General features: G+C 76.1%; 24 protein-coding genes. 9 read left to right on the top strand and 15 right to left on the bottom strand.

The window, feature by feature from the left end; all coding sequences use genetic code 11:
• Window positions 1-46: 46 nt before the first annotated feature.
• Together ACI8AD_RS12275 and pabB are read left to right on the top strand one after the other, a co-directional pair.
• A complete protein-coding gene (locus ACI8AD_RS12275) occupies window positions 47-997 on the top strand; it encodes a proteasome assembly chaperone family protein (RefSeq protein ID WP_456870802.1) in 951 nt (316 codons plus the stop codon).
• On the top strand, window positions 994-2,736 hold the full coding sequence (gene pabB / locus ACI8AD_RS12280; protein ID WP_456870803.1) for an aminodeoxychorismate synthase component I: 1,743 nt from the start codon (window positions 994-996) through the stop codon (window positions 2,734-2,736). Before ACI8AD_RS12275 ends, pabB begins: the two co-directional genes overlap by 4 nt.
• Before the next feature lie 70 nt (window positions 2,737-2,806).
• Here pabB and purU read toward each other — a convergent pair whose 3' ends face one another.
• From purU to ACI8AD_RS12305, 5 genes are all read right to left on the bottom strand, one after another.
• On the bottom strand, window positions 2,807-3,691 hold the full coding sequence (purU, locus tag ACI8AD_RS12285) for a formyltetrahydrofolate deformylase (protein ID WP_456870804.1): 885 nt from the start codon (window positions 3,689-3,691) through the stop codon (window positions 2,807-2,809).
• A gap of 51 nt (window positions 3,692-3,742) precedes the next feature.
• A complete protein-coding gene (ligD, locus tag ACI8AD_RS12290) occupies window positions 3,743-4,663 on the bottom strand; it encodes a non-homologous end-joining DNA ligase (RefSeq protein ID WP_456870805.1) in 921 nt (306 codons plus the stop codon).
• Window positions 4,664-4,686: 23 nt separating this feature from the next.
• The gene (gene ligD, locus ACI8AD_RS12295; RefSeq protein ID WP_456870806.1) at window positions 4,687-5,676 is read right to left on the bottom strand and encodes a non-homologous end-joining DNA ligase; all 990 of its coding nucleotides are present in this window, start codon (window positions 5,674-5,676) and stop codon (window positions 4,687-4,689) included.
• Window positions 5,677-5,679: 3 nt separating this feature from the next.
• Window positions 5,680-6,639, bottom strand: coding sequence for a non-homologous end joining protein Ku (gene ku / locus ACI8AD_RS12300; RefSeq protein WP_456870807.1), 960 nt, complete (start codon window positions 6,637-6,639; stop codon window positions 5,680-5,682).
• A 126-nt stretch (window positions 6,640-6,765) separates the two neighbouring features.
• Complete coding sequence (locus ACI8AD_RS12305) at window positions 6,766-7,401, bottom strand: DUF1360 domain-containing protein (protein ID WP_456870808.1); 636 nt, start codon at window positions 7,399-7,401, stop codon at window positions 6,766-6,768.
• 156 nt (window positions 7,402-7,557) lie between these two features.
• Between ACI8AD_RS12305 and ACI8AD_RS12310 the strand changes: the two genes are divergently transcribed.
• Window positions 7,558-8,082 carry a hypothetical protein gene (locus tag ACI8AD_RS12310; RefSeq protein WP_456870809.1) on the top strand — a complete coding sequence of 175 codons (525 nt, stop codon included), beginning with the start codon at window positions 7,558-7,560 and terminating at the stop codon, window positions 8,080-8,082.
• 260 nt (window positions 8,083-8,342) lie between these two features.
• A complete protein-coding gene (locus tag ACI8AD_RS12315) occupies window positions 8,343-8,741 on the top strand; it encodes an STAS domain-containing protein (RefSeq protein ID WP_089405599.1) in 399 nt (132 codons plus the stop codon).
• Between the two features lie 67 nt (window positions 8,742-8,808).
• Here ACI8AD_RS12315 and ACI8AD_RS12320 read toward each other — a convergent pair whose 3' ends face one another.
• Together ACI8AD_RS12320 and ACI8AD_RS12325 are read right to left on the bottom strand one after the other, a co-directional pair.
• A complete protein-coding gene (locus ACI8AD_RS12320; protein WP_456870810.1) occupies window positions 8,809-9,819 on the bottom strand; it encodes a DNA topoisomerase IB in 1,011 nt (336 codons plus the stop codon).
• 47 nt (window positions 9,820-9,866) lie between these two features.
• Window positions 9,867-11,738: a SpoIIE family protein phosphatase gene (locus ACI8AD_RS12325; RefSeq protein ID WP_456870811.1), complete on the bottom strand. Its 1,872-nt coding sequence runs from the start codon at window positions 11,736-11,738 to the stop codon at window positions 9,867-9,869.
• A 239-nt stretch (window positions 11,739-11,977) separates the two neighbouring features.
• Here ACI8AD_RS12325 and ACI8AD_RS12330 point away from each other — a divergent pair, with 239 nt between their 5' ends.
• On the top strand, window positions 11,978-12,487 hold the full coding sequence (locus ACI8AD_RS12330; RefSeq protein ID WP_456870812.1) for an ATP-binding protein: 510 nt from the start codon (window positions 11,978-11,980) through the stop codon (window positions 12,485-12,487).
• Window positions 12,484-13,488, top strand: coding sequence for an RNA polymerase sigma factor SigF (locus ACI8AD_RS12335; protein ID WP_456870813.1), 1,005 nt, complete (start codon window positions 12,484-12,486; stop codon window positions 13,486-13,488). The genes ACI8AD_RS12330 and ACI8AD_RS12335 overlap by 4 nt, the downstream gene beginning before the upstream one ends.
• Before the next feature lie 60 nt (window positions 13,489-13,548).
• On the opposite strand, the gene ACI8AD_RS12340 is transcribed toward ACI8AD_RS12335, so the two are convergent.
• Both ACI8AD_RS12340 and ACI8AD_RS12345 read right to left on the bottom strand, forming a co-directional pair.
• On the bottom strand, window positions 13,549-14,736 hold the full coding sequence (locus ACI8AD_RS12340; protein ID WP_456870814.1) for an SPFH domain-containing protein: 1,188 nt from the start codon (window positions 14,734-14,736) through the stop codon (window positions 13,549-13,551).
• Window positions 14,737-14,812: 76 nt separating this feature from the next.
• The gene (locus tag ACI8AD_RS12345; RefSeq protein ID WP_456870815.1) at window positions 14,813-15,253 is read right to left on the bottom strand and encodes an NfeD family protein; all 441 of its coding nucleotides are present in this window, start codon (window positions 15,251-15,253) and stop codon (window positions 14,813-14,815) included.
• 77 nt (window positions 15,254-15,330) lie between these two features.
• Between ACI8AD_RS12345 and ACI8AD_RS12350 the strand changes: the two genes are divergently transcribed.
• Window positions 15,331-16,065, top strand: a complete 735-nt coding sequence (locus ACI8AD_RS12350; RefSeq protein ID WP_456870816.1) for a hypothetical protein — start codon at window positions 15,331-15,333, stop codon at window positions 16,063-16,065.
• 105 nt (window positions 16,066-16,170) lie between these two features.
• Here ACI8AD_RS12350 and ACI8AD_RS12355 read toward each other — a convergent pair whose 3' ends face one another.
• Complete coding sequence (locus tag ACI8AD_RS12355) at window positions 16,171-17,025, bottom strand: class I SAM-dependent methyltransferase (RefSeq protein WP_456870817.1); 855 nt, start codon at window positions 17,023-17,025, stop codon at window positions 16,171-16,173.
• 135 nt (window positions 17,026-17,160) lie between these two features.
• Here ACI8AD_RS12355 and ACI8AD_RS12360 point away from each other — a divergent pair, with 135 nt between their 5' ends.
• Entirely contained in the window at window positions 17,161-17,808 is a 648-nt protein-coding gene (locus ACI8AD_RS12360) for a hemerythrin domain-containing protein (protein ID WP_456870818.1), read from the top strand.
• On the opposite strand, the gene ACI8AD_RS12365 is transcribed toward ACI8AD_RS12360, so the two are convergent.
• From ACI8AD_RS12365 to ACI8AD_RS12385, 5 genes are all read right to left on the bottom strand, one after another.
• A complete protein-coding gene (locus ACI8AD_RS12365) occupies window positions 17,805-18,935 on the bottom strand; it encodes a ferrochelatase (protein ID WP_456870819.1) in 1,131 nt (376 codons plus the stop codon). The genes ACI8AD_RS12360 and ACI8AD_RS12365 overlap by 4 nt on opposite strands.
• Before the next feature lie 37 nt (window positions 18,936-18,972).
• Window positions 18,973-19,746 carry an enoyl-ACP reductase FabI gene (fabI, locus tag ACI8AD_RS12370; protein ID WP_456870820.1) on the bottom strand — a complete coding sequence of 258 codons (774 nt, stop codon included), beginning with the start codon at window positions 19,744-19,746 and terminating at the stop codon, window positions 18,973-18,975.
• Complete coding sequence (fabG, locus tag ACI8AD_RS12375; protein ID WP_456870821.1) at window positions 19,746-20,450, bottom strand: 3-oxoacyl-ACP reductase FabG; 705 nt, start codon at window positions 20,448-20,450, stop codon at window positions 19,746-19,748. The genes fabI and fabG overlap by 1 nt, the downstream gene beginning before the upstream one ends.
• A gap of 75 nt (window positions 20,451-20,525) precedes the next feature.
• Window positions 20,526-20,879 carry a nuclear transport factor 2 family protein gene (locus ACI8AD_RS12380; RefSeq protein ID WP_456870822.1) on the bottom strand — a complete coding sequence of 118 codons (354 nt, stop codon included), beginning with the start codon at window positions 20,877-20,879 and terminating at the stop codon, window positions 20,526-20,528.
• Entirely contained in the window at window positions 20,876-21,856 is a 981-nt protein-coding gene (locus tag ACI8AD_RS12385; RefSeq protein ID WP_456870823.1) for a patatin-like phospholipase family protein, read from the bottom strand. The genes ACI8AD_RS12380 and ACI8AD_RS12385 overlap by 4 nt, the downstream gene beginning before the upstream one ends.
• 69 nt (window positions 21,857-21,925) lie before the next feature.
• Between ACI8AD_RS12385 and ACI8AD_RS12390 the strand changes: the two genes are divergently transcribed.
• Window positions 21,926-22,129 carry a zinc-ribbon domain-containing protein gene (locus ACI8AD_RS12390; RefSeq protein ID WP_456870824.1) on the top strand — a complete coding sequence of 68 codons (204 nt, stop codon included), beginning with the start codon at window positions 21,926-21,928 and terminating at the stop codon, window positions 22,127-22,129.
• Window positions 22,130-22,149 lie beyond the last annotated feature (20 nt).

Below are 22,149 nucleotides of genomic sequence, written 5' to 3' on the forward strand. Positions count from 1 at the left end.
CGCCGGCGCTGACCCCTGCGGACGTCGACCAGCAGGAGGTGCCGCCGTGGCGCAGCGACCGGAGGAGCTCGTCGAGCTGCTCCCCGAGGCCGAGCCGTTCCGCACCGCGGAGGCCGCGGTGGCGGCGCCGGAGGACCGGCGCGGGTTGGTGCTGGTGCACGCCCTCACCGGCGACTTCGACGCCGCCGACGCCGCCGAGTCCGCCGCCGCGCACCTGCTGGCCAGCCTGCCGCACCGGCCGGTGGCGCGCTTCGACGCCGACCTGCTGGTCGACTACCGCGCGCGCCGGCCGCGGATGTCCTTCGCCGGCGACCGCTACCAGTCCTACACCGCCCCGGAGATCGTGGTCTCCGCGCTGGAGGACGACTCCGGCGAGCCGTTCCTGCTGCTGCACGGGCCCGAGCCGGACTACCGGTGGGAGGGCTTCGTCGCGGCGGTCGCCGGGCTGGTCGAGGAGCTCGGCGTCACCTCGGTGGTGGCGCTGCAGGCCATCCCCATGCCGGTGCCGCACACCCGGCCGGTGACGGTCACCGCGCACGCCACCCGCCGCGTGCTCATCGAGTCCTACCCCGTGTACTGGGGCGACCTGGTGGTCCCGGGCAGCGTCCCGGCCCTGCTGGAGCTGCGGCTGGGCGAGGCCGGCGTCGACGCGCTCGGCGTGGCCGCGCACGTGCCGCACTACCTGGCCCAGGCCACCTACCCGGCGGCGACGCTGACCCTGCTCGAGCACCTGGGCCGGCTGACCGGCCTGCTGCTGCCTACCGAGACGCTGCGCGAGGCGGCCCAGCAGCACCGCACCGACGTCGACGAGCAGATCGCCCGCTCGGCCGACAACACCGCCGTCGTCGCCGCGCTGGAGCAGCAGTACGACCAGTTCACCGCCGCCCGCGCCAGCAGCGACCTGCTCGGCAGCGTCGGCGAGGTGCCCAGCGGCGAGGAGCTCGGCGCGGAGTTCGAGCGGTTCCTCGCCGAGCAGGACCGCCACCGGGGCGAGTGAGGCTGCAGGGGCGCTTCGACGACGTCGCCGGCGGCACGGCGCGGTCCTTCCCCGGGGCCTCCCGGGTGCTGGTCGCCACCACCCCGGCCGACGTCGTCCCGGTGCTCGCCGAGGTCGACCGCGCCACCGCCGCCGGCTGCTGGGCCTTCGGCTACCTCGCCTACGAGGCCGCGACCGGGCTCGACCCCGGCCTGACCGTCGCCGCCCGGCCCGACGGCGACCCGCTGCCGCTGGCCGTCTTCGGGCTGGCCGACCGGCCGCGGGAGGTGCCCGTCGTCACCCCCGCCGGCGGCCGCGGGTACACGGTCGGCCCGTGGGCCCGCGGCTGGACCGAGGCCGGTCACCGCGCCGCCGTCGAGGCGGTGCGGGGGCACATCGCCGCCGGCGACACCTACCAGCTCAACCTGACCGTGCGGATGCGCGCGCCGGTGTCCGGCGACCTCGAGCGGCTCTACGCCGACCTCGCCTGCGCCCAGGCCGGGTCGCACGCCGCCCTCCTCGACCTCGGCCGGCACGCCGTCCTCTCCGCCAGCCCGGAGCTGTTCTTCCGCTGGACCGGGGACGAGCTGCTCACCCGGCCGATGAAGGGGACGGCACGCCGCGGCGCCACGCCCGGCGAGGACGCCGCGGCCCGCGCGCGGCTGCTGGCCAGCGACAAGGAGCGCGCCGAGAACCTGATGATCGTCGACCTGCTGCGCAACGACCTGGGCCGGGTGGCCGAGGTCGGCAGCGTCGCCGTCCCGGCGCTGTTCACCGCCGAGCGGTACGGGACGGTGTGGCAGCTGACGTCCGACGTCACCGCGCGCACCGGCCCGCGCACCGGGCTGGTCGACGTCGTCCGGGCGCTGTTCCCCTCCGGCTCGGTCACCGGCGCACCCAAGCGGCGGTCGATGGAGCTCGTCGCCGCGCTCGAGGACGGCCCGCGCGGGGTCTACTGCGGCGCGATCGGCTGGGTCGCCCCGCCGGGAGCCGGCGACCGGGCGGTGTTCAGCGTGGCGATCCGGACGGTGACCGTGGACCGCGCGACCGGCACCGCCGAGTACGGCACCGGCGGCGGCATCACCTGGTCCTCCGACCCGGCGGCCGAGCACGCCGAGCTGCTGGCCAAGGCCGCGATCGTCGAGCCGGGCCCGTTCGGGCTGCTGGAGACGATGGCGGCGGGGGCCGACGGCCGGATCCGCGACCTCGACCGGCACCTCGCGCGGCTGGCCGCCTCCGCCGCCGAGCTCGGCTTCGCCTTCCCCGAGGCGGAGGCCCGGCGCCGGCTGGCGGCCGCCGTCCCCGAGGGCGCGCCGGCGCGGCTGCGCCTGGTGCTGCACCGCGACGGGCGGCTCGACGTGGAGGCGCACCCGCTGCCGCCGCCGGCGGCCGGGCCGGTGCGGCTGGCGGTCGACGACGAGCCGGTCGACCCGGCGTCGGGGTGGCTGCGGCACAAGACCACCCGCCGCGACGTCTACACCGCGGCCGCCGCCCGCCACCCGGACGCCGACGACGTCGTGCTCGTCACCTCCGCCGGCGCCGTCACCGAGACCACGATCGCCAGCCTCGCCGTGCGGCTGGACGGGGTGTGGTGGACCCCGCCGCTGTCGGCGGGCTGCCTGCCCGGTGTGGCCCGCGGCCGCCTGCTCGAGGAGGGCCGGCTGCGCGAGCGCGACCTCACCCCGGAGGACCTGCGCCGCGCCGAGGCCCTCGCCGTCGTCAGCTCCCTGCGCGGGTGGCGCCCGGCCGTCCTGGGGTGACGTGCTGGAACGGCCCCTCTGCAGGGGCCCGCGCCGAGCGGAGCGAGGCGTGGGGGGCAGAGGGGTCCTCCTAGGCGAAGACGATGGTGCGGTCGCCCTCGACGATCACGCGGTCCTCCACGTGCCAGGTCACCGCCTGGGCGAGCACCTGCCGCTCGACGTAGCGGCCCACCCGGCGCATGTCCTCGACGGTGGCGCGGTGGTCGACGCGGGCCACCTCCTGCTCGATGATCGGGCCGGCGTCGAGGTCCGGGGTCACGTAGTGCGCGGTCGCCCCGATCAGCTTCACCCCGCGGTCGTGGGCGGCCCGGTAGGGGTTCGCGCCGACGAACGCCGGCAGGAAGCTGTGGTGGATGTTGATCAGTCGCTCCGGGAACCGGCTGCAGAAGTCGGCCGACACGATCTGCATGTACCGGGCGAGCACCACCAGGTCGACGTCGCCGACGATCTCCAGCGCCCGGGCCTCGGCCTGCGCCTTGGTCTCCGGCGTCACCGGCACGTGGTGGAAGGGCACCCCGGCCGCGGCCGCCACCGGCTCGAGGTCGGGGTGGTTGGAGACGACGGCGACGATGTCGGCGCGCAGGTCACCGGCGCGCACCCGGTAGAGCAGCTCCTGCAGCACGTGGTCGGTCCGGGACACGAACACCGCGACCCGCGGCCGGTACGAGGCCTCGGTGAGCCGCCAGGTGAGCTGCCACTGCTGGGCCAGGAGCTCCAGCGCCCCCTCGAGCTGGGTGCGCCGCTCCGACAGGCCGGGCAGCACGAACTCCAGCCGCAGCGTGAACACCCCGCCCGTCGGGTCCGAGGAGTGCTGCTGGGACTCGGTGATGTTCGCCCCGACGTCGGCGAGCAGCCGGGAGAGCACCGCGACGATGCCCGGGCGGTCGGGGCAGCGCACCACCAGCCGGCCGGTGTCGGCGGTGTTCACGGCATGGGCGACGGGCGCGGCGGACACGGTCAGCCATGGTGGCAGAGGCCGGCCGCGGCGCCGCCGCGGTCTCCTCCCTCAGAGGGAGGGCAGCCGGGCGCGGGTGCGGGCGGCGACGTCGAACAGGTCGCCGTACTCCTCCACCCGCGCCAGCACCTCCTCGGTGCGGAACCGCAGCTCCCCGGGGTCGGCGCCGTCCCGCACGGCGTCCACCTCGTCCCACCCGACCGGCGCGGACACCGGGGCGTCGGGCCGGGCGCGCAGCGAGTACGGCGCCACCGTCGTCTTGGCCGGGTTGTTCTGGCTCCAGTCGACGAGCACCTTCCCCGGGCGCAGCACCTTCTCCATCCGCCAGACCACCCGGTCGGGGGTCTGCGCCGACAGCTCCTGGGCCAGCGCCTTGGCGTAGCGGGACGGGTGGTCGCGGTCGGTGACCCGGATCGGGGCGTACACCTGCATGCCCTTGGAGCCCGAGGTCTTGACCACCGGGTCGAGCCCGTCGTCGACCAGCCGCACCCGCAGCCGCTCGGCCACCTCGCAGCACTCGGCGATGCCGGCCTGCGGACCGGGGTCGAGGTCGAGCACCAGCAGGTCCGGCAGGGCCGGCTGCAGCTTGCTGCCCACCTGCCACTGCGGCACGTGCAGCTCCAGCGCGGCCAGGTTGGCCGCCCAGGCGAGGTCGGCGACGGTCTCCAGGACCACCATCTCCAGCACCTCGCGGTCCTTGGAGCTGCCGGGGCTCGGCACGGTGACCTTCCGCACCCAGTCCGGCGCGTGCCGGGCGCTGTTCTTCTCGAAGAACGCCTGCCCCTCGACGCCGTCGGGCCAGCGGGTGAAGGTCACCGGCCGGCCGGACAGGTGCGGCAGCAGCACCGGCGCGATGCGCACGTAGTAGTCGATGACCTGCGCCTTGGTGAACGAGACCTCGGGGAAGAGGACTTTGTCGAGGTTGGACACCGACAGCTGCCGGCCCTCGACGCGCACCCGCTGGCGGCTCACCGGCCCATCCCACCGCGCCGGGCCTACGGCGACCACTCCACGACGACGTCGTCGACGTCGAGGTCCTCCCGCAGTCCGCGCCACGCCGGGTGGCGCAGCCGGCCGTCGGCGGTCCACGCGGCGAAGGCGACCTCGCCGACCAGCTCGGGCTCGGCCCACCGCGCGTCGCGGGCGACCTCGCGGGGCAGCGCGTCGGCGAACGGCGGGGTGCGGCGCGGGGTGAGCAGCGCCCCGAGCTCGCGCAGCGCCGCGTCGGGGAAGCCGGTGCCCACGTGCCCGGCGTAGACCAGCCGGCCGTCGTCGTCGTGGACGCCGACCAGCAGGGAGCCCACTCCCCCGGCCCGCCGCCCCCTGCCCGGCCGCCACCCGCCGACGACGACGCTCTGCGTGCGCAGGTGCTTGACCTTGCGCCACTCCGGCGCCCGCACGCCGGGCCGGTAGGGCGAGTCCAGCCGCTTGGCGACGACGCCCTCCAGCCCGTTGTCGCGGCTGGCGGCGTGCACGTCGGCGCCGCCGCCGCGGAACCACGGCGTGCCCACCCAGCGCCGCCCCTCGGCGCCGAGGCCGTCGAGGCGCTCCCGCCGCTGGTCGTAGGGCAGGTCGAGGAGGCTCCGCCCGTCGAGGGACAGCACGTCGAAGACCAGGTAGGTCACCGGCGCGGCGGCGGCCAGCCGGGCGACCTCGGCGCCGCCGGTGCGGTGCATCCGGTTCTGCAGCAGCCCGAAGTCGGGGCGGCCCAGCCGGTCGAGGGCCACCACCTCGCCGTCGACGACGACGTCGGTGCGCCCGAGCGCCGTGGGTACCTCGCTGAGTTCGGGATAACGGTCGGTGAGCGGAGTGCCGCTGCGCGCCCACAGCCCGACCCGGCCCCCGCGGACGGCGGCCAGCGCGCGGACGCCGTCCCACTTGAACTCGTAGCCCCACGCGGCGTCCTGGCCGCGCGGGGGCAGCTCGCCGGCGACGGCGAGCATCGGCGCCGGCACCGGCGGCGCGGGGAGGACGGCGGGGGGCACGGGTCAGGCGCTGCGCCGCGACGTGCGCTTGGCCGGCTCCTTCTTCGCCGCGGTGACCTTGCGCGCGCGGGTCGGGCGCGCGGGCGCCTCCTCGGCCGCCTTCCTCGCGGGCGCCTTCTTCGCCGCCGCCTTCTTGGCGGGCGTGCGCGCCGGCGCGGCCTCCGCGGGCGCCTCCTCGTCGTCGGCGCCTCCCCCGCGGGCACGCTCGACGCTGCGCCGCAGCGCGCTCATGAGGTCGACCACGGCCGCGCCCGGGTCGGCGGTCTCGGGCACCGGCTGCACCTCGCCGCCGGTCTGCTTGGCCTCCAGCAGCGCGGTCATGGCCTCGCGGTAGTCGTCGGTGAACCCGGCGGGGTCGAAGTCGCCGGCCATCGAGGTGATCAGCGCCTCGGCCATCTGCAGCTCCTGCGGCCGGACCGAGACGTCCTCGTCGAGGAAGCCGAAGTCGGGACGGCGGATCTCGTCGGGCCAGCGCATGGTGTGCAGCACGAGCACGCCGTCGCGGACGCGCATCGCGGCCAGCGACTCCCGCTGCCGCAGCGCGATCTTGGTGATCGCGACCTGGCCGGTGTTCTCCAGCGCGTCGCGCAGCAGCACGTACGGGCGGGTCGCCGGGCCGTCGGGCTCGAGGTAGTAGGTCTTCTCGAAGTGGATGGGGTCGATCTCGGCCTGGTCGACGAACTGCAGGACCTCGATCTCCCGCCGGGTGGCCAGCGGCATCTCGGCGAGGTCCTCGTCGGTGAGGACCACCAGCTGCCCGTCGGGGAGCTCGTAGCCCTTGGCGATGTCGCCGTACTCGATCTCCTCGCCGTCGATCGAGCAGACCCGCTTGTACTTGACCCGCCCGCCGTCGGCGGCGTGCACCTGGTGGAAGCGGACGTCCCTGTCCTCGGTGGCCGTGTACAGCTTCACCCCGATGCTGACCAGGCCGAACGAGACCGCGCCGCGCCAGATCGAGCGCATGTCCACTCCCCTTCCCCGGGCTCCGCGACCATCGGCGGCGCGGCCCGCAGGATAGGTGCGGGCCGGCGCCCCGGCAGCGTCGTCGCTGCTGGTCTCCTCCGCCCGGGGGAAGCGGGCGTCCTCCTGTCAGGCCTGCTCGGCGTGCCGGCCGGCCGTGTCCTCGTCGCCGTTCTCGCTGCGGCCGCTCTCGCCGCCGCCCTGATCATCCTCCGGTCCGCCGCCGGTGACACTGCTCTGCAGCGCGTCGTAGGCGAACTGCAGGACGTCGGAGCCGGCCACCATCGTCATCGTCAGCGCGGCCAGCCGGGTGGCCCGCGGCGCGGCGACGTAGCTGAACACGAACCCGGTGCCCACCCACTGCGCGAGGCAGAACGGGCAGGTCACCAGCTCGCCGACCGCGTGCTTCCAGCCGTGCTCCACGCGCAGGTCCTCGGCGAGCTCGGCCTCGCCCGAGGCGCCCTGGAAGCGGGCGAAGGGCGCCCGGAGCGGGCTGGTGACCGGGTCCTTGGCGATCCGGCGGGCGAGCCGGAAGGTGCCGACGGTCAGCAGGACGGCGTCGCCGAGCGGGATCCGCGAGGGCAGCTCGCGCCCGGTCGCCCGGACGACGGCGGCGCCGGCGGCCACCGCGGCGCTGTAGACGCTCATCGCACCCAGGAAGCCGCCCAGCGGCCGGCCCTCGCCGCCGTCGTAGCCGCGCGCCTGCTCGGTCGCCCAGCGGCGGACCGGTTGCCCGATGCGCGCCACCTCGTCCTGGATCGCCATGGCGGCTGCGCTACCCGTGGGGCGGGTGCGGCATGCGGTCGCGCGCGACACGTTCCGCCCGGGAGCGGTGCCGCATGGGCCGCCGGGAGCCGGGTAGGCGCAGGACCAGTCCGCCGCCGGGTGCACCGTCCCGGCGGCCCGAGAGGGAGGAAGCCGATGACCCAGCCCGACCCCGGAGCCGTGCACTCCGCGCTCAACGACGCCGAGTTCCCCGACGACGAGCGGGGCCTGACCGGAGTGGCCGAGGACGCCGGCAGCGACACCGGCGCGGCCCGCCCGGAGGGGCAGACCGCCCGCGACGTGTTCCCCGAGGACGAGGGCATCCCGGAGGTCTCGCAGGACGACTCCCCCGGCATCGCGGCCTCCGAGGACCCCGAGTTCGCGCCGCTGCCGCGCGAGGACCCCGGCGCGTCGACAGACTTCGGCACCACCGCCGCCGAGCAGTCCGAGGGCGAGTCCCTCAGCGGCCGCCTGGCGCGGGAGGTCCCCGACGAGCAGCCGGGGACCCGGCCGGCGGAGGACCCGCAGGCGGCCTCGATGCAGCTCGAGCAGGACACCTCGACGACGTTCGACAGCGACTCGGGCACGAACAGGACCGCCGACGACGTCGAGGCCACCGCCGACCGTCGCGCCGGGGGCGAGGGCCCGGAGGAGGCCGCCGTCCACGTGCTCGATCCCTGATCCCCGGGCTCCCCCGGTTCCGCGGCCGGCCCGGCAGGTCACCCGCTGAGGGGGTCCTGCCGGGCTGGTTGGCGTGCGGCCATCCGGTTGTCTACGTTGTAAATGCGGTTGAGCAGGCAGCCGCGCGCGCCGGCCGACCGTTCCCGGCGCGTTCCCCACGACCGACCGCCCACCCGGGGGTACCCACCCCCCGACGTCCGCGGCGGTAGATTGACCGGTGGCCGCTCCGTTCGGCGCGGCCACTGAGAGGAGCTGCGTCCGTGACCGCATCCGACCTGCCCGCCGGGGGGCAGCCCGACGTGTCCACCGAGGGCACGGAGGCTCCCTTCGACGACGTGATCACGCTCTCGACCTCCACCGGTGAGGACGGCGCGGTCACGGTGACGGTCGTCGGCGAGGTCGACACCTTCACCGCCCCGGTGCTGCGCTCCTCGTTGGACACCCAGCTCGAGCAGCAGCCCCGCGAACTGGTCATCGACCTGTCCGGCGTCCAGTTCCTGGGCTCGGCCGGCCTGGCCGTCCTCGTCGAGACCCAGAAGTCGGCCCGCGCCCGCGACGTCGGCCTGCGCCTGGTCGCCACCACCCGGGCCGTCACCCGCCCGCTGGAGGTCACCGGCCTGATCGACCTGTTCACCATCGTGGACAGCAGCGCCCGCTGACCGACCCCCGCACCGTCCCCGACGAGGCCCCGCTCCGGCGGGGCCTCGTCGTTCTCCGGGGCCCGGGTCAGGCCGACAACAGACGGCAGACCGCCTGCTCGAGCACCTTCTGGGTGTCCCGGGTGCCCTCTGAGTCGGCCAGCTCGGCGAGGGCGTCGGCCACCGTCTCGCCGTGCTCGTACCGGTCGACCACCCGCGGGTCGACGTAGCTGGCCTTGCACACCGCCGGGGTGTTGCCCAGGTGCTCGGACACCCGCACGTAGGCGTCCCGGATCGTCTTGTTGCGCGCCGTCTTGTTCCTCGGCAGCGGCTGCTCGGCCAGCGCGGCGGCCATCATCACCGTGGCGTTCCACGTCCGGAAGTCCTTGGCGGTGATCTCCGCGCCGCTGACCTCCTTGAGGTAGGCGTTGATCTCGTCGCTGGTCACGTCGCGCCAGCCGCCGTCCTCGAGCTGGTAGGCCAGCAGCTCCTCCCCCGCGTCGTCGGGGCGCTCGAGCAGCTGCCGGACGACGGTCGCCGTCGGCCGGTCGGTGATCTCCACCTCGCGCTCGATGCTGCCCTTGGCGGTGTACCGGAAGTAGGTCCGCTCGCCGCGGACCGTGACGTGCTCCCGGCGCAGCGTGGCCAGGCCGTAGGTGCCGTTCTCCTCGGCGTACTCCTCGCTGCCGATGCGGAAGGTGCCGAGGTCGAGCAGCCGCAGCGCGCAGGCCAGCACCCGCTCGCGGTTGGGCCCGCGGGTCCGCAGCGCCGCGGCGACGCGGTCGCGCACGTCGGGCAGCTCGGAGGCGATCGCCAGGACCCGCTCGTGCTTCTCGGCGTCGCGCCGGGCCCGCCAGGCGTCGTGGTAGCGGTACTGCCGCCGGCCGGCGGCGTCGAGGCCGGTGGCCTGGATGTGCCCGTTGGGCCAGGGGCAGATCCAGACGTCCTTCCACGCCGGCGGGATGGCGATGGACCTGATCCGGTCCAGCCGGTCGGGGTCGCGGATGAGCGCGCCGGTCTCGTCGCGGTAGGCGAAGCCGCGCCCGGCGCGGCGCCGGGTCCAGCCGGGGCCGTGCACGTTGCTGCGCCGCAGTCTCACGCCCCGTGGATGGGCAACCGGACGGTCCGGTAAACCGGGCCCGCGGATCAGCGCAGCTCGACCAGCCGCTGCATGCCGCTGACCTCGAGGATGTGCCGGGTGACGCCGCCGTCCGGCGCGTGCACCACCAGCCGCCACCCCTCGGACTCGGCGATGGCCGCCACGGCCAGCACCACCCGCACCGCGGCGCTGCTGAACAGGGTGACCGCGGTCAGGTCCAGCTCGACGCGGACGGTGCCGCCGTGGCTGGCCTCCAGCAGCCGGATGCGCAGCTGCTCGGCACCGACCAGGTCGACGTCGCCCGCGGCGTGCACCACCGGGCTGCCGCCGGTCCGGTCGACGACGACGCTGGCGCCGGTGCCGCCCACCGGGTGCTCGGGCTCCTCGTCGGGGCTCTGCCGCAGCCGGGTGCGCAGCGTGACCGTGGTGCCGTGCTCGCCGCGCACGACCATGCCGTCGACGAGCTGCCGCATGATCAGCAGGCCGCGGCCGCGGTCGCCGGGGTCGCGGTCGGGCGGGCGCCAGGTGCCCTCGTCGTGCACGGTCACGGTGAGCACGCCGTCGACGTCGACCGCGGCGGTGACCCGCATCGGGCCGGGCTCGGTGTCGCGGTAGGCGTGCTCGGCGGCGTTGGCGCAGGCCTCGCCCACGGCCACCATCACGCCGACGCGGTCCTGCTCGCCCATGCCCAGCGCCGTCAGCCACGCGGACAGGCGCCGGCGGACCGCGGGCAGCGCCGAGGGCACGGCCAGCAGGTCCAGCTGCAGCGGCTCCACCGACCGGGAGCGGCGGTGCGCGACCAGGACGGCGACGTCGTCGGGGCGGCCGTCGGCGGTGAGCAGCCCGGCGGCGATGCGGGAGGCGAGCCCGGCCACCGCCTCGGCGTCGAGCGCGGCCGGGTCGGCGAGCGCGGCGCGGGCGACCCCGCTGAGCCGCCCCAGCCCCTCCGAGGGCGGCGGGCCCGCGGCCGCCACCGCGCCGTCGGAGTAGAGGACCAGCGTGGCGCCGGGCTCGAGCTGCGCGCGGGACACCGGGGTGGCCGCGCCCGGGAGCGTGCCCAGCGGCGGGCGGGCGGACACCGGCAGGTAGGTGGTGCGGCCGTCGGCGTGCACCAGCAGCGGCGGCGGGTGGCCGGCCGCGGCGAAGGCCAGCGCCCCGGTGGCGACGTCGAGGACGGCGTAGAACACCGACGCGCCCTGGACGTCGTCCATCTGGGCGGCGAAGTCGTCGAGCGCGCCGAGCACCGCGGCCGGTGCGGGGTCGCGCAGCGCGCTGGAGCGCATCGCGCCGCGGAGCCGGCTCATCGCGGCCGCGGCCGGCACCCCGTGGCCGACGGCGTCGCCGATGACCAGCGCCAGCCGGCCGTGCCCGAGCGGCACCGCGTCGTACCAGTCACCGCCCGCGGCGCGCGCGGACGTGGCGGGGTGGTAGCTGCCCGACAGGCGCACGTCGGGCAGCAGCGGCAGGGACGGCGGCAGCAGCGAGAGCTGGGCCTCCCCGACGGGGTCCACGGGCGGCGCGGGCGGCGGGCTGCCGACGCGGTCCTCGGCGTCGTCGGGCACCAGGCCGCCCTCGAGCACGAGCACCGCGCCCGGGTCGGGCCCGGCGGCCAGCGGGCGGACCGCCACCGTGACCGGCGGTCCCTCCTCGTCGAGGACGCCGGTGAGGGTCTGCGGGCGGCCGGTGCGCAGCACGCTGGCGACCAGGTCGGCCACCGGCCGGCCCCCGACCACCGGCAGGTCGTACGGCGCGGCCCCCAGCGCGCGGGCGCGGGCGTTGGCCCACACGGTGCGCTGCTCCGGGCCGGTGACGAACCACAGCGCCGAGGGCGCCTCCTCCAGCGCGGCGACCAACGCGGCCGGGCCCTCGTCCACGACGGGACGGGGCCCCGGCGGCAGGCTGCCCTGGCTGGCGTTCATCCGGCACAAGCACACAACAGCGCCTGCGGCCCGGCAACCGCGCGGACGGGTCCGTCCGGTCCGCGTTTGCCCTGCTCGACCGCGGGGTAGCCCGTCTCGCTGGCGCGCGGCCGGGCGGGGGTCCTGCCCCGCGCGGAGCGCAGCACGACCCGGCGGGCAGGATGGAGCCGGGTGCCCGCGCAGCCCGCCGACGCGGGCCGCGCGGGGACCGAGCAGAACGGATGAGGAGCGGACGACGGATGGCGGACTCGAGCAGTGCCCTCGCCCAGGACGGGCGGCGCGCCGAACGACTGGAACTGCGGGTGCCCACCACGCCGAACCAGCTCCCCGCGGTGCGCGCGATGGCCGGTGACCTGGCGATCCGCATGGACTACGACCTCGACTCGGTCGAGGACCTGCGCCTGGCGGTCGACGAGGCGTGCGCGACCCTGTCGGCCATCGCCCTGGGCGACGCGCCGCTGACGGTGGTGTTCGAGACCACCCGCGCCGGGCTGCACATCGACGCGTGGGTGCCCACCGCTGACGGCACCGACGTCCCGCGCGACGGCTTCGGCTGGGCGGTGCTGCAGACCCTGGCCGACAACGTCGACGGCCGCCGCGCCACCCAGGCGACGGTGCCCGGCGGCGACGGCAGCGACGCGGCGGTGGCCGTGATCAGCATGGACAAGTACCTGCCCGGGCAGCGACCGGGCGAGCTCGTCGGCCGCACGGGCGGCGGCACGGGCAGCGACCTCTCGGTCGCCCCGTGACGTCGGCGGCCGCCAGCAGCCGGGCCGTCGAGGAGGACACCCTGGAGGACGTGCCGGAGACCACGCCCGACCCCGCGGAGGAGCCCGTCCTCCCCCGCGACGACGACGAGACCACCGACGACGTCACCGCCTCGGACACCGACACCGAGGACGCAGAGGACACCGCCGAGGACGCCGACACCGAGGACGGCGACCGGACCGCGGACGCCGGCCGCGAGCCCGACAGCGCCCCGGTCTCGGACAACCGCCGCCGGGCCGAGCGCACCGCGCCGCTGTTCGCCGAGCTGGCGACGCTGGAGAAGGACGACCCGCGGCGCGAGCGGCTGCGCGAGATCCTGGTCGAGGAGCACCTGCCCCTGGTCCGGCACTTCGCCCGCCGGTTCAGCAACCGCGGCGAGCCCTTCGACGACCTGCTGCAGGTCGGCACGCTCGGTCTCATCGCGGCGATCGACCGGTTCGACCCCAACCGCGGCGTCGAGTTCCTCTCCTTCGCCGTCCCCACGATCACCGGCGAGATCAAGCGGCACTTCCGCGACCAGGGCTGGTCGGTGCGGGTGCCGCGCCGGCTGCAGGAGCTGCACCTGTCGCTGAACTCCGCCGTCGGCGAGCTGGCGCAGAAGAACGGCCGCGCACCGACGCCGTCGGAGCTGGCCGAGCACCTGGGCATCCCGCGCGAGGAGGTCCTCGAGGGCCTCGCGGTGGCCAACGCCTACCGCAGCAGCTCCCTCGACGAGCGGCTCTCCGGCGAGGACGACTCCCCCACGCTGGCCGCCACCCTCGGCGAGGAGGACGCCGCGCTGGAGGGCGTGGAGTACCGCGAGTCGCTGCAGCCGCTGCTGGCCACCATCCCGGCCCGCGAGCGGCGCATCCTCATCCTGCGGTTCTTCGGCAACATGACCCAGTCGCAGATCGCCGCCGACATCGGCATCTCGCAGATGCACGTCTCCCGGCTGCTGTCCCAGACGCTGGCCAAGCTCCGCGAGGGCCTGCTCAAGGACTAGAGCCCGTGCACTTCCGCGGAAGGCCACGGGCTCTCGGTCACCGGGCTCCGGGTCGGGTGCTCAGGCGCCCGGGGGTGTGCCGTCCTGCCGGGCGACGCCGTTCTCGGCGACCCGGGCCATGTCCGTCGTCGGCGGCAGCTGCGGGGAGGGCACCGCGGGGCCGGCGTCGGCGATGCTCGACATCTCGATCCGCGCCTCCGGCTGCGCCGCGGCCGGCGGCAGCTGCGACTCGAACCAGCCGCTGGTGTCGATCGGGGCGCCGGCCGCCGCCCCGTCGGCCGGCGGCGGCACGTCGAGGAACGAGCGGCTCTCGCCGTCGCCCCCGCCGAGCCGCGACAGGCCCTCCAGGGCCCTGCTGAACTCGCTGGGGACGATCCACATCTTGTTCGCGTCGCCCTGGGCGATCTGCGGCAGCGTCTGCAGGTACTGGTAGGCCAGCAGCCCCTGGTCGGGCCGGCCCTCGTGGATGGCGCGGAACACCGTCTCGATGGACTTCGCCTGGCCCTGCGCCTGCAGGAACAGCGCCGCCCGCTCGCCCTCGGCCCGCAGGATCCGGCTCTGCCGCTCGGCCTCGGCGTCGAGGATCGCCGCCTGCTTGCGGCCCTCCGCGGAGAGGATCGCCGCGGCCTTCTGGCCCTCGGCGCTGGTGATCGCCGACTGCCGCTGCCCCTCGGCCTGCAGGATGACCGCGCGCTTGTCGCGGTCGGCGCGCATCTGCTTCTCCATGGAGTCGCGGATGGTCGGCGGCGGGTCGATCGCCTTGATCTCCACGCGGGCCACCCGCAGGCCCCAGGGACCGGTGGTGCCGTCGAGGACCTCGCGCAGCTGGCTGTTGATGCCGTCGCGGCCGGTGAGGGTGCCCTCGAGGTTGAGCCCGCCCACCACGTTGCGCAGCGTCGTGGTGGTCAGCTGCTCCATGCCGGTGATGTAGTTCGCGATGCCGTAGGTGGCCAGCCGCGGGTCGGTGACCTGGAAGTAGACGACGGTGTCGATGCCCACCTGCAGGTTGTCGGAGGTGATCACCGGCTGCGGCGGGAAGGAGACGACCTGCTCGCGCAGGTCGATGGTGGCCCGCACCCGGTCGACGAACGGCAGCAGGAACGACAGGCCCGGCGAGAGCGTGCGGCTGTAACGACCCAGCCGCTCCACCACCTTCGCCTGGGCCTGCGGGACGATCGTCACGCTCCTCGCCGCCACCAGCACGAACAGCACGGCGACGACGATCAGCGCGATCAGGGCGGGGGTCACGGGCGGCCTCCAGGGGGTCGGTCCTGACCGTGATCATCCCCCACCCGCCACCGCGGGTCACCGGTCCGCGCGGTGGTCAGTGCTCCCCGAACGACTCGCCCACCACCGCGGTGGCGCCGTCGACCTGCAGGATGCGCACGGTCGTGCCCACCTCGAAGGTCTCGTCGAACCCCGACCGCGCGGTCCACTCGTCGGCGCCGACCTGGATGCGGCCACCGGAGCGACCCACCTCGCGGGTGACCCTGGCGGTGCGTCCGACCAGCGCCTGGACGCCGTCGACGTGCCGCGGCGTCCGGTTCTCCAGGTGCGCCTTGGCCACCGGCCGCACGGCGGCGATGAGGAACGCCGAGACGGCGAGGAAGGCGATCAGCTGGACGGGCACGCCGCCCCCGGCGAGCGCGACCACCATGCCGCCCAGCGCCCCGCCGGCGAACATCAGCAGGACCAGGTCGAGGCTGACCACCTCGCCGGCGGTGAACAGCCCCGCGGCCACCAGCCAGAGCACCCACGCAGCCATGCGTGCATCCTCCCAGACCGCGGCACCGACGAGCGCGGGCTGCGCGCCCGGCCCGCGGCCCGACGTAGCCTCGCGGGGTGCACGACCTCCTCGCCGGCCGGTTCGCGGTGTGGGCCACCGCCTGGCTCACCGGCCGCGTCTCCACCGACGCCGCGCTCGACGCGCTCGCCGACGACCGGGCGCACCGGGTGACCGGCGTGCCCGGTGCGCCCGGCGCCGTGCCGCTGGGCTGGGCGCTGACCGCGCTGCGCGGGCTCGGGGAGCGCCGGCTCCGGCTGGTGCTGCCGGTACCCGGCGACGTCCGCGGGCTGCCGCCGGCGCCCGGGCTGGGCGCGCTGGCGCTGGAGGCCGGTCAGGCCGCGGTGGGCGACCGGGTCGCGCTGGTGCCCGAGACCGCGGGGCCGGAGGTCGTGACCTGGACGGCGGTCGACCTCGACGGCGTCCCGCCCGCACCCCCGGCGGCGGAGGGCTCGCTGCGGGCTCTCTCGGGGTCGCTGGACCTCGCCGTGGGCGACGCGGCCCGCACGCTGGCCCGCCTCGACCTCGCCCGCTGGCACCCCGAGGTCCCGGCGCTGCTGACCGGCCTGGCCGGGGCGCAGGCGCCGGAGCTGCCGCCGGACACCGACCCGCTGGCGGTGTCGGTGCTCGCCCGCGCCCGGCGGCTGGCGCGGGTGCTCGACCTGGCCACGGCCGACGCCCCCGGCGGCGCGGTCACCGGCGGCCAGGCCGCCGCCCGCGACGACGCGCTGCGCCCGCTGGCCGCCGCCGTCCGCGAGGCGACCGTCGCCGCGTACAACGCCGTCCCCCGCTGAGCCCGCTCCCCCTCCTCACGTGCGCCGTTGCGGGTGTTCCTCGCGCTCTGCCGGTGCTGCAGCGCCCGCAGAGCGCGAGGAACACCCGCAAGGCCGCCGCAGGGGTCACGGGCGGCGGGCGGTCACCAGCCAGGCGGCCGAGCCGAACTCGACGCCGTCGCCGCCGTGGTGGGCCTCCACCCGGCGCCGCAGGTCGCCCAGCGCCGCGTCGCGGGCGGCGTCGTCGAGTCCCTCGAGCATCCAGCCGGCGAGGCCGGTGACGAACCCGAACGCGTCGTCGGCGTCGGCGCCGAGCCACAGCGGCTCGCGGAGCGCGTCCACCGCCACCGAGCGGTAGCCGGCGCCGTCGAGGACCTCCTGCACGCGGGCGGGGTCGGCCATCGAGAACGGTCCGGGCGCGCCGGGCGGCGGTGCGGGCACCGGCCGGCCGGCGGCGAGGGCCGTCGTGATCTCGGTGATCCACTCGTTGGCGGCCGCGGCCTGCCACACCAGCAGGACCAGCCGGCCTCCGGGCAGCAGCGCGCGGCCCACGTTGGCCAGCGCGGCCACCGGGTCGGCGAAGAACATCGCCCCCGCCCGGCTGACGGCGATGTCGCTGCCGCCGGGTAGGTCGGCGACCTGGGCGTCGGCGTGGACGAAGACGACGTTGTCCAGCCCCTCCTCCTCGGCCCGGCGGCGGGCGACGGCGAGCATCGTCGAGGACAGGTCCACCCCGACCGCGGAGCCCGCGACGGCCCGGCGGGCCGCCGCGCGGGTCGTGGCGCCGGTGCCGCAGCCGACGTCGAGCACGCGGTCGGCCGGCCGGACGGCGGCGGCGGCGAGGAAGGGCGCGTCGTAGCGGGCCACCGACCGGTCGAAGCGGTCGGCCTCGGCGGCCCAGAACTGCCCCTGCGAGCCCTCCCAGGAGCTGTGCTGCGCGGCGTTGCCCGGGTCGACGTCGAGCGAGCCAGCAGCGACCACGGCACACCGTCCTCGTCCGGTCCCCGGTGGTCCGAGGGTCCACTCCCCGCCCCGGCCCGTCAACGGGCGCGGGCGGCGCCGTCGGCGCCCCGAGGGGCTCCCGTGCGGGCAGCGGCGCCGCTACGGTCGGCCGCCATGACAGCGCCGACGATGAACGGGCTGATCCACAACGCCGTGCGCCGGGACCTCGCCCGCCTGTCGGCGGCCCTCGACCCGTGGCAGGACGGCGACCGCGCCCGGGCGGCCGGCCTCGAGCGGGCCTTCGCCAACGTGCACCGCGAGCTGACCCACCACCACGAGGGCGAGGACGCCTACGTCTGGCCCTTCCTCGCCGGCACCGGGGTCGCCGCGGACCTGCTGACCGAGATGGAGGAGGAGCACGCGGCGATGTCGGCCGCGCTGGTCGGCACCGCCGGCGCGCTGCGCACGCTGGCCCGGACCGGCTCGGAGTCCGACGCCGCGGCCGCCCGCACCAGCGTGGAGCACACCCGCGCGGTCGTGGTCGGCCACCTCGACCACGAGGAGGAGACGCTCGAGCCGCTGCTGCGGGCGCACGAGGGCAGCGCCGAGTGGCGGGCCGTCACCGGCCGGCTCCGGCACCGCGACCCCCGCGCGGCCGGCTCCTTCTTCGCCTGGCTCACCGACGGCATCAGCCCCGGCGACCGGGCGGTGCTGCGCGCCACGGTCCCGGCGCCGGTCACCGCCGTGCTGGCGCGGGTGTTCGGCCGCCGCTACACCCGCGGGGTCGCGCCGGTGTGGCGGGCCGCCGTCGTCTCGGGCTAGCGGGCCGCCGGCCGCGCGACGTGGCAGCAGGCGGCCGGGCAGTCGGTCCCCAGCCGCGGCTGCCCGCCGGCCCGGCGCTCCTCCAGCAGCTCGCGCACCATCGCCACGAACGCCGGGTGGGTGCCGGCGGTGCCCGCCCGCACGAACGCCAGCCCGAGCTCCTCGGCGGTCTCCCTCGCCTCGTTGTCGAGGTCCCAGATCACCTCGAGGTGGTCGCTGACGAACCCGACCGGGAACAGCACGACCGCGCGCTCGCCGTTCTCGTGCAGCGCGCGCAGGTGGTCGTTGACGTCGGGCTCCAGCCACGGCACCGACGGCGGGCCGCTGCGGCTCTGCCAGACCAGGTCGAACTCCCGGCCGGGCTCGACGGCGTCGACGACCGCGCGCGCGGCGGCGGTCAGCTCGGTCTCGTAGGCGTGCCCGTCGGGCCCCGCGACAGCGGCCATCGCGTCGGGGATCGAGTGCGCCGTGGCCACCAGGCGGGCGGTGCCGCGGTGCTCCTCGGGAAGCTGCGCCAGGGCGGCGGCGAGGGCGTCGGCGTTGGCCCGCACGAAGCCGGGGGTGTCGAAGTAGTGCGGCAGCTTCTCCGCCGTCGGGCCGCCTGGGCGGGTGGGAGACGACACGGCGGTGCGGGCCCGGGCGACGTCCTCGTGGTACTGCCGGCAGCCGGAGTAGGAGGCGTAGGCCGACGTCGCGAGGACGTACACGTGCTCGACGCCGTCGTCGGTCATCTGCTGCCAGACGTCCTCGACGTAGGGGTCCCAGTTGCGGTTGCCCCAGTACACCGGCAGGTCGACGCCGTGCGCGGCGAGGTCGGCGCGGACGGCCTCGACCAGCGCCTCGTTCTGCTCGTTGATCGGGCTCACGCCGCCGAAGTGGTGGTAGTGCTCGGCGACGTCGAGCAGCCGCTCACGCGGGACGCCGCGGCCGCGGGTGACGTTCTCCAGGAACGGCATGACGTCGTCGTGCCCGCGGGGGCCGCCGAAGGAGAGCACCAGCAGCGCCTCGCGACGGCCGGGCGGGGCGGGCGTGGCCGCGGGCGGGACGCCGCCGTTGTTGCGGGTGGCCAGGGAGGGGTCCTCGTCGGGACGCTGGCCGGGGTGCAGGTCGACGGTGGCGCGGGGCACGGACGTCCTTCGGTGCTACGGGGTGGATCGGATGCGGTCAGACGCCCACGGCGTGGAAGCCGCCGTCGACGTGCACGATCTCTCCGGTGGTGGCGGGGAACCAGTCCGACAGCAGCGCGACGACGGCCTTGCCGGCGGGCTCGGTGTCGGTGACCGACCAGCCCAGCGGAGCCCGGCCCTCCCAGGCCTCCTCGAACTGGGCGCTGCCGGGGATGGACTTCATGGCCATGCTGCGCAGCGGGCCGGCGGCGACGATGTTGGACCGCACGCCCTCGGGGCCGAGCTCGCGGGCCAGGTAGCGGCTGACGGACTCCAGCGCCGCCTTGGCCGCGCCCATCCAGCCGTAGACCGGCCAGGCGACGGAGGCGTCGAAGGTGAGCCCGACGAGGGCGGACGGGTCGGCCAGCAGCGGCCGGCAGGCCTGGGCCAACGAGGCGTAGGACCACGACGACACCTGGAACGCCGTCGCGGCGTGCTCCCAGGCGACCTCGGGGAAGCCCTCCCCCATCGCCTCCTGCGGCGCGAAGCCGATGGAGTGCACGACGCCGTCGAGGCGGTCGAGGCCGGCCTCGCGCAGCCGGTCGGCCAGCGAGCCCAGGTGCTCGGTGTCGGTCACGTCGAGCTCGACGACGGCGGCCTCCTGCGGCAGCCGCTTGGCGATCCGCTGGCACAGCGACAGCGCCCGCCCGAAGTTGGACAGGACCACGGTGGCGCCCTGCTCCTGGGCGATCCGCGCGGTGGCGAAGGCGATCGACGCCTCGGTCAGCACGCCGGTGACGAGGACCTGCTTGCCCTCGAGAATGCCGCTCATCAGTGCCCCATCCCCAGTCCGCCGTCGACCGGGACGACCGCCCCGGTGACGTATCCGGCCGCGTCGCTCGCCAGGAAGCGGACGACGGCGGCGATCTCGTCTGCCTCGGCGTACCGGTTCAGCGGCACCTGCCCGAGGATCTCCTGCTGCCGCTTCTCCGGCAGCTCCGCGGTCATGTCGGTGCGCACGAACCCGGGCGCGACGACGTTGGCGGTGACGTTGCGGCTGCCGAGCTCGCGGGCGATGGAGCGGGCCAGGCCCACCAGCCCGGCCTTGCTCGCGGCGTAGTTGGTCTGCCCCGCCGAGCCGAGCAGCCCGACGACGGAGCTGACGAACACCATGCGGCCCCTCCGCGCGCGGACCATCTTCGGCGTCGCCCGCTTCGCGACCCGGTAGGCGGCGGTGAGGTTGGCGTCGAGGACGTCGGTGAAGTCGTCCTCCTTCATCCGCATGAGCAGCCCGTCGCGGGTGATGCCGGCGTTGCTCACCAGCACCTCCACCGGCCCCTGGTGCTCCTCGACCTCGGTGAAGGCGCGGTCGACGGCCCCGGCGTCGGTGACGTCGCACTGCACGCCGAACAGCCCCTCGGGGGCGCCGCTGCCGCGGTGGGTGACGGCCACCGCGTCGCCCTGCTCGGCGAAGGAACGGGCGATGGCCAGCCCGATCCCCCGGTTCCCGCCGGTCACGAGCACCGACCTGGCCACGTGCACCCCCTGTCCGAGGACCTCGTCCGGCGTCCAACCTAGTTGGACCGCTCCGCTCCCACCCGGCCGCGGGGGTCAGCCGGGCGTCTCGAGCTCCACGTCGTAGGAGGTGATGGCCGCCAGCGCCCCGCCGCGGAACTCGTAGACGTCGCAGGAGGCCACGACCGAGGTCCCGCCGGGGTCGGTGTAGCGGGCGACGACGTCGACGGCGGCGGTGTCGCCGTCGGCCACCAGCACGAAGCGGGGGAACTCGACGCGGGTGCCGGCGAGCGCGGCGAGGGTCTGCTCGCAGAGGGCGACCACCGCCTCCCGGCCGACCGTCCGCCGGGAGCCGACGGCGGTCCAGACGACGTCGGGGGCCAGCGCCTCGTACACGTCGCGGAAGCGGTGGCGGCTGAAGGCCTCGGCGACCTCGCGCGGTGCGCTCACCGCGCCGTCCGCTCCGCGGCCTCGCGCACCAGGTCGGCCACCTCCGGCCGCGCGGCGTGCGCGCCGCCCTGGAGGAACGACTGCTGGATGACCTCGTCGAGGCGGTGGCGCGACATCATGTCCGCGCCCATGGCCTCCTGCTCGGCCGGGCCGGGGGTGAACACGGCGGTGCGGATCCCGGCGGCGTGCAGGGCCCGCACCTCCCGGACGAGCTGCCGCTGCGCGTACCGGCGCACGGCGGCGGTGACGTCGGGGCGCCAGCCCGGGGACCCGCTCATCGGCGCGACGACGAGGACCAGCCCGACGCCCGCGGTGCGCATCACCGCGGCGTTGGTGGCCGAGTGCACGCCGCCGTCGACGTAGGCGTGCCGGCCGATGCGCACGGGGGCGAAGTAGCCGGGCACCGCGCAGGAGGCGGCGACGGCCAGGTGCAGCGGCACCTCGGGCGCCCCGGGCCGGCCGAAGACCACCCGGCGGCCGTCGCGGCGGCGCACCGCGGTGATCCAGAGGTCGCGCTCGGGCCATCCCGGCCCCTCGACCTCGCGCAGGGCGGCCAGCTGCTCGACGACGTCGTGCCGGCCGGGCGCCAGCAGGGTCATGGCGGCCGCCAGCGGGTTGAAGCGCAGCGGCCGGGCGATGGCCCGCCCGATCAGCTGCGGGCCGGGCAGCCGCAGCGGCCGGCGCAGCACCTCCAGCGGCCGGAAGGGCGCCAGCTCGGGGACGCTGGTGGCGGCCATCGTCCTGAGCACCTCGTCCTCGCCGGACAGCGGCGCCTTGACCGTCCACGCGGCGAGGTCCTCCGCGGACACCCCCGCTCGCAGCAGGGTGCCGGTGATCGACCCGGCCGACGTCCCGACGACGACGTCGGCGCCGCGGGCGTCGAGGCCGAAGTCGTGCTGCAGCACCGCCAGGACACCGGCGTGGTAGGCCTGACCGACGACGCCGCCCCCACCGAGCACCAGACCGACGCGGACCACCCCACGAGCCTGCCACGGGAGTGATCACCGGGCCCGCCGGGGCGGCCGGCCGCTGCCTACCCTGGCAGGGTGTTCCTCCTCTTCGGGTTCGGCACCAGGCAGAAGCACCTCGGCCCCGGGTCGCTGCGGACCTGCCCGCGCTGCTCGAACACCACGGTGTGGGCGCGGGTCCGGCAGTTCCGGCAGTTCAGCGTGTTCTTCGTGCCGGTCCTGCGCTGGCGGCGTCAGACGCTGGAGGTCTGCGGCGTCTGCGGCACCGCCGTCGCGGTGTGATCCGTCCGGCTCCCACCGTC

This window comes from Geodermatophilus sp. SYSU D00766, assembly GCF_054049915.1.

What these genes read in the sequence shown, in the direction of transcription:
- ku (WP_456870807.1), bottom strand. Translation starts at nt 6,639, where the DNA reads ATGCGCTCGATCTGGCGCGGCGCGGTCTCGTTCGGCCTGGTCAGCATC.
- ACI8AD_RS12305 (WP_456870808.1), bottom strand. Translation starts at nt 7,401, where the DNA reads ATGGCGATCCAGGACGAGGTGGCGCGCATCGGGCAACCGGTCCGCCGC.
- ACI8AD_RS12310 (WP_456870809.1), top strand. Translation starts at nt 7,558, where the DNA reads ATGACCCAGCCCGACCCCGGAGCCGTGCACTCCGCGCTCAACGACGCC.
- ACI8AD_RS12325 (WP_456870811.1), bottom strand. Translation starts at nt 11,738, where the DNA reads ATGAACGCCAGCCAGGGCAGCCTGCCGCCGGGGCCCCGTCCCGTCGTG.
- ACI8AD_RS12330 (WP_456870812.1), top strand. Translation starts at nt 11,978, where the DNA reads ATGGCGGACTCGAGCAGTGCCCTCGCCCAGGACGGGCGGCGCGCCGAA.
- ACI8AD_RS12345 (WP_456870815.1), bottom strand. Translation starts at nt 15,253, where the DNA reads ATGGCTGCGTGGGTGCTCTGGCTGGTGGCCGCGGGGCTGTTCACCGCC.
- ACI8AD_RS12360 (WP_456870818.1), top strand. Translation starts at nt 17,161, where the DNA reads ATGACAGCGCCGACGATGAACGGGCTGATCCACAACGCCGTGCGCCGG.
- fabI (WP_456870820.1), bottom strand. Translation starts at nt 19,746, where the DNA reads ATGAGCGGCATTCTCGAGGGCAAGCAGGTCCTCGTCACCGGCGTGCTG.